Source organism: Pseudoduganella sp. RAF19, assembly GCF_052114165.1.
Taxonomy (GTDB): domain Bacteria; phylum Pseudomonadota; class Gammaproteobacteria; order Burkholderiales; family Burkholderiaceae_D; genus Rugamonas.
The window spans coordinates 240,226-251,624 of sequence record NZ_JBFREF010000007.1 but is presented as its reverse complement, the minus strand read 5'-3'; the positions used below and the strand labels follow the sequence as shown (position 1 = coordinate 251,624).

The 11,399-nt window shown below is 60.0% G+C and carries 12 protein-coding genes and 1 tRNA gene; 3 read left to right on the top strand and 10 right to left on the bottom strand.

Going from position 1 to position 11,399, the window contains the following annotated elements; all coding sequences use genetic code 11:
* Position 1 precedes the first annotated feature (1 nt).
* The 3 genes from AB4Z19_RS20410 to AB4Z19_RS20400 are packed head-to-tail and all read right to left on the bottom strand — an operon-like array spanning position 2 to position 2,054.
* Positions 2 to 1,099, bottom strand: a complete 1,098-nt coding sequence (locus AB4Z19_RS20410) for a branched-chain amino acid aminotransferase (protein ID WP_442035875.1) — start codon at positions 1,097 to 1,099, stop codon at positions 2 to 4.
* A gap of 54 nt (positions 1,100 to 1,153) precedes the next feature.
* Positions 1,154 to 1,471 (bottom strand): cupin domain-containing protein, encoded by a 318-nt coding sequence (locus tag AB4Z19_RS20405; RefSeq protein ID WP_442028648.1) that lies wholly within the window; start codon positions 1,469 to 1,471, stop codon positions 1,154 to 1,156.
* A gap of 1 nt (position 1,472) precedes the next feature.
* Positions 1,473 to 2,054, bottom strand: a complete 582-nt coding sequence (locus AB4Z19_RS20400; protein WP_442028649.1) for a TetR/AcrR family transcriptional regulator — start codon at positions 2,052 to 2,054, stop codon at positions 1,473 to 1,475.
* Between the two features lie 112 nt (positions 2,055 to 2,166).
* Here AB4Z19_RS20400 and AB4Z19_RS20395 point away from each other — a divergent pair, with 112 nt between their 5' ends.
* The gene (locus tag AB4Z19_RS20395) at positions 2,167 to 2,808 is read left to right on the top strand and encodes a glutathione S-transferase family protein (protein WP_442028650.1); all 642 of its coding nucleotides are present in this window, start codon (positions 2,167 to 2,169) and stop codon (positions 2,806 to 2,808) included.
* A gap of 6 nt (positions 2,809 to 2,814) precedes the next feature.
* Here the strand turns inward: AB4Z19_RS20395 and AB4Z19_RS20390 are convergent, their stop codons facing one another.
* Both AB4Z19_RS20390 and AB4Z19_RS20385 read right to left on the bottom strand, forming a co-directional pair.
* Positions 2,815 to 5,706, bottom strand: coding sequence for a sensor histidine kinase (locus tag AB4Z19_RS20390; RefSeq protein WP_442035874.1), 2,892 nt, complete (start codon positions 5,704 to 5,706; stop codon positions 2,815 to 2,817).
* Positions 5,707 to 5,816: 110 nt separating this feature from the next.
* Positions 5,817 to 6,290, bottom strand: coding sequence for a cupin domain-containing protein (locus AB4Z19_RS20385; RefSeq protein ID WP_442025978.1), 474 nt, complete (start codon positions 6,288 to 6,290; stop codon positions 5,817 to 5,819).
* Positions 6,291 to 6,438: 148 nt separating this feature from the next.
* On the opposite strand from AB4Z19_RS20385, the gene AB4Z19_RS20380 reads away from it, so the two are divergent.
* The gene (locus AB4Z19_RS20380) at positions 6,439 to 6,918 is read left to right on the top strand and encodes a DUF3016 domain-containing protein (RefSeq protein WP_442035873.1); all 480 of its coding nucleotides are present in this window, start codon (positions 6,439 to 6,441) and stop codon (positions 6,916 to 6,918) included.
* Here AB4Z19_RS20380 and AB4Z19_RS20375 read toward each other — a convergent pair.
* From AB4Z19_RS20375 to AB4Z19_RS20365, 3 genes are all read right to left on the bottom strand, one after another.
* Positions 6,915 to 7,226, bottom strand: coding sequence for a helix-turn-helix domain-containing protein (locus AB4Z19_RS20375; protein ID WP_442025976.1), 312 nt, complete (start codon positions 7,224 to 7,226; stop codon positions 6,915 to 6,917). The two genes, AB4Z19_RS20380 and AB4Z19_RS20375, sit on opposite strands and share 4 nt — an antisense overlap.
* Entirely contained in the window at positions 7,210 to 7,590 is a 381-nt protein-coding gene (locus AB4Z19_RS20370; RefSeq protein ID WP_442035872.1) for a type II toxin-antitoxin system RelE/ParE family toxin, read from the bottom strand. The genes AB4Z19_RS20375 and AB4Z19_RS20370 overlap by 17 nt, the downstream gene beginning before the upstream one ends.
* A gap of 101 nt (positions 7,591 to 7,691) precedes the next feature.
* Positions 7,692 to 7,958: a UBP-type zinc finger domain-containing protein gene (locus tag AB4Z19_RS20365; RefSeq protein WP_442035871.1), complete on the bottom strand. Its 267-nt coding sequence runs from the start codon at positions 7,956 to 7,958 to the stop codon at positions 7,692 to 7,694.
* A gap of 249 nt (positions 7,959 to 8,207) precedes the next feature.
* Between AB4Z19_RS20365 and AB4Z19_RS20360 the strand changes: the two genes are divergently transcribed.
* Positions 8,208 to 8,909, top strand: coding sequence for a PEP-CTERM sorting domain-containing protein (locus AB4Z19_RS20360; protein ID WP_442025973.1), 702 nt, complete (start codon positions 8,208 to 8,210; stop codon positions 8,907 to 8,909).
* Positions 8,910 to 8,981: 72 nt separating this feature from the next.
* On the opposite strand, the gene AB4Z19_RS20355 is transcribed toward AB4Z19_RS20360, so the two are convergent.
* Positions 8,982 to 9,060, bottom strand: a tRNA-Ile gene (locus AB4Z19_RS20355).
* Between the two features lie 44 nt (positions 9,061 to 9,104).
* Entirely contained in the window at positions 9,105 to 11,342 is a 2,238-nt protein-coding gene (gene rpoD, locus AB4Z19_RS20350; RefSeq protein WP_442035870.1) for an RNA polymerase sigma factor RpoD, read from the bottom strand.
* Positions 11,343 to 11,399 lie beyond the last annotated feature (57 nt).

The window sequence follows — 11,399 nt, the reverse complement described above, 5'->3', positions numbered from 1 at the left end:
CTTAGAACAGGCGATCCAGCCACTTGTGCTGGTCAGGGGCGCGGCCTTGCTGGATGTCGACCAGGGCAGCGCGCAGGCGCTGCGTGGTCGCGCCCGCGCCACCGTCGCCGATGGTGAAATCGCGGTCGCGGCCACGTACGCGGCCGATTGGTGCAACGACTGCAGCGGTGCCGCAGGCGAAGGACTCCACCAGATTGCCGCTCTTGGCATCCGCTTCCCACTGATCGATCGAATACGGCTCTTCGCGCACGGTCATGCCCAAATCGCGCGCCAATGTGATCAGGGAATCGCGGGTGATGCCCGGCAGGATGGTGCCGGTCAGCGGCGGCGTTTGCAGCGAACCGTCCTTGAACACGAAGAAGATGTTCATGCCGCCCAATTCTTCGATCCACTTGCGCTCCACCGCGTCCAGGAACACGGCCTGGTCGCAGCCATGCTGCTGCGCTTCGGCCAGCGCCGGCAGGCTGGCAGCATAGTTGCCGCCGCATTTCGCGTCGCCGGTGCCGCCTGGCGCTGCGCGGGTGTACATATCGGACACCCACAGGCTCACGCTCGCCGCGCCGGCCTTGAAGTAGCCGCCCACTGGCGAAGCCACCACGCAGTACAGGTATTCCGCCGACGGCTTCACGCCCAGCACCGCTTCGCTGGCGATCATGAAAGGACGCAGGTACAGCGAGCCTTTATCCGCAGCGGGAATCCAGTCACGGTCGATCTTCACCAGCTCGCGCACGGAATCAATGAACAGTTCTTCCGGCAGATCTGCCATCGCCAGGCGCTTGGCGGAATTGCGGAAGCGGCGTGCGTTGGCGTCCGGACGGAACAGGGTCGCGCCGCCATCCGGGAGGCGGTAGGCCTTCATGCCCTCGAAGATTTCCTGGGCATAGTGCAGGACCAGGGTGGCCGGGTCCAGGCTGAACGCAGTGCGCGCTTCGATCTTGGCGTCATGCCAGCCCTGGCCTTCGGTGTAGCGAATGGTCGCCATGTGGTCCGAGAAAATGCGTCCGAAGCCCGGATTCTCCATGAAGCTCGCGCGCTGGTCCGCGCTCACAGGATTCGGGTGCGGCTGATACGCCAGTTTGGATTTTTGTTCGCTGCTCATTGTTCGGCTACTCCTTGTCAACTTCCGGGATTTTTCCCGTCCTAAGCGAGTAGTCTAACACTTGGCTGCGCAATGCACTGCCAGCCACAAGGCGCCGTCGGAGACGCGCTGGACGGAGTGCGGGGTGCGGGCCGGCAGAAAAAGGTAGTCGCCGGACTTGAGCGGGACCTCGGCGCCATCGACGTCGAGCAGGGCTTCGCCTTGCAGCAGGATGACCCACTCGTCCTCTTCCTGCACGTAGAGCTGTGATTCGATTCTGCAGGTGCTGACGATGCGCTCGATGCGCAGGCCGCCGTGGGACAGCAGCGTGTCGAAGCGCTCGCCCTCTGCGGGCGGGGTGGCGCCGGCGAAGAAGTTGGCAACCGTCGTCATCTTAATTCACTCCCAGCAGAACCAGCGCCTGCTGGCGAGCGGCTGCGCGCAGGGAACCGCGCAGCGCTTCGTCGTCCGTGGTGCGCGCCAGCACCATGCCGCCCACGCACAGGGACACAATGGCCTGCGCGCGCTGTTCGGCATCCGGATAATCGGCCAGCGCATGACGATAGACGTGCGTCAGGTTGCGGATCAGGTCTGTGTAAGCCTTCTGCGGAGACAAGCCGGCACGCGCCACGTCGCCGGGCAAGGCGTATAGAGGGCAATGAGAGTCGATATCCGCCAGCACCGCATCGCTCAGGTAAAGATCGAGCAGCCGGCGCGCCAATGAATACGGATCGGGCGGCGGATTCTCCGCAATGCTGACCGCAAACGGATTGCAGCTCGTGAAGCTGGCCACTGCCGCCGCATACAGCTCGTCCTTGCTATCGAAGTGATTGTAAAAGCCACCGCGTGTGAGCCCGGCCTCGGACATGATGTTCTCGATCGACACCTGCTCGAAGCCGTAGCGGTTGAACAGCTTGCGCGCCGACTCGACAATTTTGGCGCGGGTGCGGGCCTTATGTTCGCTTGTGTAGGGCATCGTCATCCTCCTTGGGAGGCATTATCGCCCCGATTCAAATTATGTTCTTGAACATATTTTGGATCGCAGTATTCTCGTCTCCAACACCTCAACACAACCCAGGAGATACCAGATGTACACATTGACTACTTTCCGTTACGTCCCCGAATTCGCCATTGGCCATGTGCGCGAGCTGCGCGTGCGCTGGGCGCTGGAGGAAGCCGGACTGCCCTACGAGATACGCAATGTCGACGACCAGAACTCGCCCGAATTCCGCCAGCAGCAGCCTTTCGGACAAGTGCCGGTTCTGCACGATGGCGACTTCCCGATCTTCGAGTCCGGCGCCATCCTGCTGCACCTGGCGGAGAAAGAACCGAACCTGCTGCCCGCCGATCCGGCTGAGCGCGAACAAGCCAGGATGTGGATGTTCGCAGCGCTCAATACGGTCGAACCGCACACCGGCAATCTGGCCAATCTGCTGTTCTTCCACGCCAATGACGCATGGGCCAAGGAAGCGCGCCCGATGATGGAGGAGCTGGCGAAAAAACGCCTGGGCGCCATGGATACCTGGCTGGCCAACCGCGACTACCTGGCGGGCAGCTTCAGCGCGGCCGACATCCTGATGACGACTGTGCTGCGCCAGCTGGACGACAGCGGCGTGGTGGAGCAGTTCAAGAACCTGCTGGCTTACAAGCAGCGCTGCATGGCCCGTCCCGCCTTCAAGAAAGCGCTGGCCGACCATATGGAGCACTTCGCCGCAGGCAAGGCTGCTTAAAATCGCTTAGGCCGCCAGCGGACGATAGGCGCACTTGCCGGGCACCTCGACCGTCACGACGGTGCCTTTGCCGGCGTCGCTGACCAGCATGATTTGTCCGCCAAGCCGCTTGGCGCGCTCGCGCATGCCAACCAGGCCCCAGCGTCCCGCCGCCTGGCCTGCGGACTGCACGACGTCCGGCAGGCCGCGGCCATCGTCACGCACTGTCAGCGTGAGCATGTCCCTGCCATAGCTGACTTCGTAGCTAATACGCGAAGCCTGTGCGTGACGGGCGGCGTTACGCACGGCTTCCAGCGAGATGGCGCGCAATTCGTCATATACGCAGGGCGTAATCAGGGTCGCGTCGCCGTCCGACTTGCAGGCCAGCGCCAGCGTTGGATGTTCGGCCTGAATCGTTCGGCAAACGTCGTCCGCCAGATCGGTACCGGGTGCAGCCCGCAGATCGTGGACCTTGTCGCGGCCCTCCTCCAGCGCCGACTGGGCGAGATCCAGCGAGCGCTCGATGTCATGGCGCGCCTGCGAGTCGGACGGCAATCGATAGGTGGCCGTCTGCATCTGCAGCAGCGATGCCTGCACTGTTTGCAGCAGCGTGTCATGCAGGTCGCGCGCGATGCGTTCCCGCTCCTCCATGCGCGCTTCGATGCGCCCCGCTACCGCGCGCGAAACCTGGGCAACACGCAGCTTATAGATTGCCCACAGGCCCAGCGCCAGCAAGCCGGCGCACAGTACGCGGAACCAGATGGTCTGATAAAACGCCGGCTGCACGGTGAAGGCCATCACCGCGTCGGACTCGCTCCAGACGCCGTCGTTATTGGATGCCCGCACGCGGAAGCGGTAATCGCCCGGACCAAGGTCAGTGTAGGTTGCGGTACGCGTGACGCCGCCTTGCTGCCAGCCGCGATCCACGCCTTCCAGCAGATACTGGAACTGCATGCGTTCCGGCATGGTGTAGCTCAGCGCCGTGTAGTCGATCTGCACGCGTCCCGGATTTGCGGGCAATTGATTGCTGCCCTGATCAGACATCGGAAACGCGACACCGTCCACATTCGCGCCGCGCACATAGACCGGCGGCGGAGTCTTGTTCCGCATTTCCGCTTTCGTATCAAGCCAGAACAGGCCTGCGGTGGTGGAGAACCACAGCTTGCCATCTGTGCCTGCAACGGCTGACGGTAACGGGAAAGCAGTCGTCGCCACGCCGCTCAGGCCGTCCTTGTGATCGAGCCGGCGGAAGCTGAAACGATAGCGCGGATCAGCCAGGGCCTTTTCCAGCTCGCGCTTGCTGACAATGGTGACGCCAGCGGAGCCATTCAGCCACAGCGCTCCGCCATAGTCCACAATGCCGGACAAGCCAAGCAGCGCATCGTCCCCCTGCCCGATGACCTGCACGAACTTCTTGCCGTCAAAATGGAATAAGCCGTTCAGGCCACCGATCCAGACGCCATCGCCACTTTCCACGATCTGTTCAGCGGTGCCGACGTGCAGACCATCCTTGACGTCGTAGATTCTGACCTTGCCGTCTTCCAGCACGCGAATGCTGTTGTCCATATAGCCAAACCAGATACGTCCGGCGTGGTCCTGCATGATCCAGTCGGCACGGCGTTTCAGGTCTTTGTAGCCGCCGCCGCGCTGCCACTCGCCGTCTTTCAGCCTGATCACACCTGCGTCGCGTGCAGCGACCCACAAGCCACCGTCCTTGTCCTGCGCGATGGAATGGAACTGCATCGTGGTCGCGTAGTCGGGCAAGGCAATGTGTTCGCGTTTGCCGTCCCTGTAATGCCAGAGTCCATCGCGGCCGCCGGTCCAGACATCGCGGCCGTTTTTGTGGATCACGCTGACGGCGGTATTTTCATTTTGCGGCGGCAGAGCGGCGATCGTCTGATAGCTCGGTGTCTTGACCTCATTGCCGTCCACCCATAAGGCGCCGTTGTCGCCGGCAGCAATGGCCGGCGCGTCCCAATAAATCGGCGGCATGGCGACGCCGGACAAGACGGGAACGCGGAAGCGATCCAGCCCGTTCTCCGTACCGACCCAGATATTGCCTTCCACGTCCTGATACAGGCAGTTCGGCATATTGCCGCTCATGCCGTTGGGAATGCCGAATGGCTTGGGGTCTTCACCGGGGCCAATGCGCATGACGCCATCGGCGCGCGTCAGCCATGCGTGCTGGCCATCGCGTTCGAACAGCATGGTGCCGCCGCTTTCGCGTGGACGCGGCCAGTCAGGCAGCGGACGGTCCTTGCCAGGTCCGATCAGGGGAATCAGTTCGCCCGGCTTGCCGCCGGTGGCCCAGACTGTGCCATCCCTTGCGAGCGACAGGCGTCCAAAGCCCAGGTTCTCATACTTCTCGCCAAACGATTCGTCTCCTTTAGCCAGCTTGAAGACGCCCGGATCGCAGCGCGCCCAGATGGTTTTATCCGGATCGGTCTGCAGGAAGCATTGGCCGGTTTTACCGGAGCGGCTTTGATCCATTTTCTCCCAGCGCTTGCCGTCAAATACGCGGAAGCCCAGCGAAGTGGAGGCCCATATGCGGCCGCGCCAGTCCTCGGCGAAATCGAGCACGCTGGCCACGGGGAAGCCATCTGCTACTCCGTAATTGTGCAGCACGCCCTTGTGCCACACGCTCACGCCGCCGGAGCGGTAGCCGATCCACAGCGCGCCATTGCTCAGCACACGCATGCCCCAGATATCATTGCCCAGCTGCTGTCCGCCCGGTGGGTGGAAACGCTCGAAGCGTACGCCGTCGAAGCGATAGATCCCGTTCTGCGACGCCAGCCACATCCAGCGATCCGGCGTCTGCGCAATCGCGATGATCGACGGCGGCGCCCCGTCCTTTGCAGTCCAGCTGGTGTGGTGCAGGCTGATCGGACTGAACTGAATGGCCGCAGCCTGTCCTGCCAACGATAGGAGGAATGCGCTAAAAAGGAGCCGGAATAACTGCATTAAATTTATGTTCTTATTAAGGGAAACATAAATTGTAATGGTTTGTAGCGTTTATGACAGGCACGCACTCAATGATTGCGCGGATCGTCCTCGTCGTGGATGTATTTGATGCCGAGCGGGCCGATGCCGGACACCTGGGTCATGTAGTCGCCAGCGCGCGCCCAGTGGAAATGCGGCGTGTTCTTGGGCAGAATCACCACCGCGCCGGGCGGATAGGCCAGCAGCTTGGCGGGATCGAAGGTGGTGCCGATGCCGATATAGAACACGCCGGAAATCACCGTATAAATGCGATCCTCCGGATGGGTATGCGGCATCAGCTTCACGCCTGCAGGCAGCTTCACCCGCACCACATATGGCGCCGCCTCAGCAGGGTTGCCCGCCACCACGGACAGCCGGGCTTCCGGCGGAAATGCCGGGAAAGTCTGCCATTTCATGTCCTCGCTCAGGACCGAGCCGAACTGGTTGAGCGGCAGCGAATCGGCAGCATGGGCGGTGGAGGCGCCGGCGAAGGTCAGCGTTGCGGCCAGCAGGAATTTGTTCATGTCGATCTCCTTGATAAGGTAAGGACATGCTAGGCCAGCGCCGGGCCGTAATAAACAGTCATACATGTACATCACTTGTTACATGGCGTTAGAGGAATGAGCGTATAGTCAAAGTGAAAAACTGCTGCAATTTCACGAAGAGACTGCCATGAATACCCGCATTTTGAAGGCCGCCTGCGCCGCCGCGCTCGCGATTGCCTCGGCCAGTGCTTTTGCCACGGCCAAAGTCACCTATATCGACACCGACAAGATGAGCGACGTCCCGCGCCATCACAGTGATCTCGAAAATATGAAGTACGTCTTCAACGAACACCTCAACAAGCTGTCCGAGCAGCTGCCAGCGGGCCAGGTGCTGAACATCGAGTTCCTCGACATCGACCTCGCCGGCGAAGAATTCCCGCGCGTCGCCGTGCGCGACATTCGCGTCATGAAAGGCCAGGCCGACTGGCCGCGCATGCACTTCCGCTACAGCGTCGAGCAAGACGGCAAGGTGATCGAGAGCGGTGAGAAGAAAATTCAAAACCCCGCCTACCAGCAGAGCATCAATATGTACGACCGGGACCTCTACGGCTACGAAAAGCAGATGCTGGACGATTGGTTCCGCAAAGACCTGCTGCACAAACGCTAGGTCTTTTCCTCAAAGGATCGAACCTGGATATCGGCGTCAGGGAACGAAGCAACCAGCTTCAGCTCTCCGCCTAGTGCCCTGACATAGTCGCGAAGAGTGCTGATGTACATGTCCTCTCGCCGCTCAAGCTTGGACACAGCGGCTTGCTCGACACTCATCGCTTTCGCCACTTCAACTTGCGTGACGCTTCTTGATTTGCGCAGTTCCTGAAGCTTCATTTCCACCAGCAGCGCCTCGGCTCGCGCTGCTGCGCGCGTCCTCGACTCAGGTGACATCGCTGCCCGAAGTTCGCTAAATTTCTTTGCCATCGACCTGCCCTTCCTTTCTCAGAATCTCGAGATGCTCGTCGTACAGCCGGTCAGCAATAGGAACATGCACTAGATACCAACGGCTACTGCCAGTTTTTTCACCGCCAAGCAGAAGGATGGCGTGACGCAAAGGATCGAACGCATATAGCACGCGATATGGCCGGCCACGATGTTGGACTCGCAGTTCCCGCATGTGTGGGTGCCTTGAACCGTGTACCCCGGAGCTATGGGGAAAAGCCAAGCCGGGACCATACTGCTCAAGCAGGCGCACCGATACATCAACGGACTGCTGTTCGTCTTCAGCGAGAGATGCCCACCAAACGCCGAATTCGTCCGTATATTCGACGTCCCATTCACTGGCCATTATTCCCTCCAAGGACTATTCCGTCAAACGAATATCCCTGGAGTGTAAGAGTGTGTGTGCACAACCATGTTGACGCGCCTCAAGCAGGCGCGAAGGAAGGGTCAAATGGCCGGGAACATCTTCCGGTCGATATAGCACCAGCCCCACGTTTCCCCAGGCTCCGCAGACTTGATCAGCGGATGCTGCGTTTCGTGGAAATGCTTGGTCGCGTGCTTGTTCACAGAAGCATCGCAACAGCCCACGTGTCCGCAGGTCAGGCAAAGGCGCAGGTGCACCCATTTGTCGCCTGTCTTCAGGCACTCTTCGCAGCCGACCGTATTGCCGCTGTAAGTATGGATCTCAGAAAAGTGTTCGCAGCTGCTGGCCATCTCATCTCCCGTGGTTGGATCGAAAACATGTCAAAACTTGTGTCGGAAAACTTTACGCATAATTCACATTGCTCGCACAAGAAATTTTTCATTGCTCGCTAATATATTGAATTTAAATAATATTTAAGTGAACAATGCTCGCATGGCATGCATATTGCGAGTCGCGAAACGGCGGTTGCTCCTTAGCGTAACCGAATCACATCAACCAGGTGCGACCCCAATCTTCGATGTTAACCATAAGAGGGGACTATGTTCAATTCCAAATTCGGCTTCAGTGTTCTGTCGAAACTTCTTGCGGGTATGGTGTTGTTGGTCGCTACGAGTGCCTATGCGGGTCCGGTCACAGGAACCTACGCTACCGGCGATGGTTCGGACGGCAATCAGGCAACGCCGCTGGGTAGCACGCCGCCATATACACTGACCGCTACTGCCAGCACCTTCAGCTATGTCCTGTTTTATCCGAACCAGGCATTCACTTTCTCAGACCTCACCAGCTTCAGCGCCAACTTCGTCAGCAATGCCGGCGGTGCCGGCGGCGGTGCGCCGCGACTGAGAATTCAACTGGATACCAATCACGATACCTTTGCGGACGGGTCGATTTCGATCTATCTGGGCGACTCGCCGAATTTCGTCAATACGGACGCCGAGCTGAACGCCTACAGCGGATTTAATGTTATCGGCAATAACGACGCCGGCCGCTACGACACATCCGAATTCGGTGGCGGCAGCCCCTTCACCACTTATGCAATCGCCCTGGCCATGTTAGGCAGCGCCGACGTCTTGCGATTTGGACTGGTTCTGGACACCTTCGCCCCCTTCCCCGACCGGAACCTGACACTCAATTCCCTTGACGCAGAATTCTCAGCGGCCGCAGCAGTACCCGAACCGAGCTCGGTCCTGCTTGTCGCGCTTGGACTAGGCGCACTTTGCCTCCGCCGCCGCGCGGTCTGAACTCGCAACGCAAGCCGCAAAAAAAAGCCCTGACGATTTCCCGTCAGGGCTTTTTTACGGCATTGAGCGAATTGGTAGGCCTCCCCGGAGTCGAACCGGGTACCAACGGATTATGAGTCCGCTGCTCTAACCAAGCGTGAGCTAGAGGCCCTGAGAACCCGGCAGGATAGGGCCGGGGGCCCTATCCGTCAAGTTTTAGTTACCTTCGAGGAAGCTCTTCAGCTTGTCGGAGCGGGAAGGATGGCGCAGCTTGCGCAGGGCCTTGGCTTCGATCTGGCGGATACGCTCGCGGGTGACGTCGAACTGTTTGCCGACCTCTTCCAGCGTATGGTCGGTGGACATCTCGATACCGAAGCGCATGCGCAGCACCTTGGCTTCGCGTGGCGTCAGCGAATCCAGCACATCCTTGACCACACCGCGCATCGAGGCATGCAGGGCCGCGTCGGACGGCGCCAGTGTGTTGTTGTCCTCGATGAAGTCGCCCAGATGAGAATCGTCGTCGTCGCCGATCGGCGTTTCCATCGAGATCGGCTCCTTCGCGATCTTCATGATCTTGCGGATCTTATCCTCTGGCATTTCCATCTTGATCGCCAGAGTTGCCGGATCAGGCTCGGCACCGGTTTCCTGCAGGATCTGGCGCGAGATGCGGTTCATCTTGTTGATGGTCTCGATCATGTGCACCGGAATACGGATGGTGCGCGCCTGGTCGGCGATGGAACGGGTGATCGCCTGGCGAATCCACCACGTTGCATAGGTCGAGAACTTGTAGCCGCGGCGGTATTCGAACTTATCCACCGCCTTCATCAAACCGATATTGCCTTCCTGGATCAGGTCGAGGAATTGCAGGCCGCGGTTGGTGTACTTCTTCGCGATCGAGATCACCAGACGCAGGTTGGCCTCGGTCATTTCGCGCTTGGCCTTGCGCGCTTTCATTTCACCGGCCGCCATCTGGCGGTTGATGTTGCGCAGGTCCGGCAGCGGCAGCACGACGCGCGCTTGCAGGTCGATCAGGCGCTGCTGCAGTTCCTTGATGGTCGGGATGTTGCGGCCCAGGATCGCGCTGTAAGCGTGACCTGCGGCGACTTCACCGTCCACCCATTCCAGATTGGTTTCGTTGCCCGGGAAGACCTTGATGAAGTGGGCGCGCGGCATGCCGCACTTGTTCACGGCCACATCCAGAATCTGCTTCTCGATGTGACGCACTTCATCGACCTGGCCACGCAGGGTGTCGCACAGCTTCTCCACCACTTTGGCGGTGAAGCGGATGCCCAGCAGTTCGCCGGAAATGGATTCCTGCGCCTTGACGTAAGCCTTGGAGTTATAGCCATCCTTCTCGAACGCCTTGCGCATGCGGTCGAACTGGTTGGCAATATTGTCGAACTTTTCGAGGGAGGCGTTCTTCAGCGCTTCCAGCTGCTCGGCGGAATAGCCGGCGGCGGCACTTGGGCTGGCGCCCTCTTCCTCTTCCTCTTCTTCGTCCTCTTCCTCGTCGTCCTCTTCCTCTTCCTCGTCGGAGGCGGCGACCTGCTGGGTGCCGTCCTCTTCCTCATCGACCAGACCGTCGACGATTTCGTCGATCTTGATCTCGTCCATGCGGATGCGGTCGGAGGTGGCAATGATCTCGGCAATCGTCACCGGGCAGGCGGAGATGGCCTGGATCATGTCCTTCAGGCCGTCTTCGATACGCTTGGCGATTTCGATCTCGCCTTCGCGGGTCAGCAGTTCGACCGAGCCCATCTCGCGCATATACATACGCACAGGGTCGGTGGTACGGCCGAAATCGGAATCAACGGTGGACAGCGCGGCTTCAGCGGCCGCTTCCGCTTCATCGTCGCTGGTCACGGTGGCGACATTATCGGACAGCAGCAGCGTCTCGGCATCCGGCGCGTGTTCGTACACGGCGATGCCCATATCGTTGAACGTGCCGATAATGCCCTCGATCGCTTCCGGATCGACGATGTTCTCAGGCAGATGGTCGTTGATCTCGGCGTACGTCAGGAAGCCACGCTCCTTACCGAACTTGATCAGGGTCTTCAGTTTTTGCCGGCGGCGCTCGAGCTCTTCCTCGGTAGCCTCGGTGTCGGACGAGAAGGCGTCTTTCAGCAGCGCTTTTTCCTTGGCCTTGCGGTCCTTGGCTTTCGCCTTGTCCACGGCTTTGAGCTCAGCGCGCTCGACGGCATTCAGTGCCGCCACTTCATCGTTCTCCGGCTGAAATTCTTTTGGCTTGCGGCCACGGCGCCCCGGCACCTTCACGGTCGGCAAAACGTAGCCGGAGGTGTCGATCGCGGCCAATGCCGCCGCATCCGTTGTCTGACTAACCGCCGGTGGCGCCTTGCTGACGCGGGTTTCCGGTTTATCGGCCGTTTTGGCGGCTTTGGCGGTCACTTTGCGGGGCTTTTCAGCCGCTTTGATTTCAGGTTTCTTAGTTGGCACAGGCGCTTTCGATTTCACAACGACTTGCTTAACGGTTTAGATAGGTTCACGAACCTG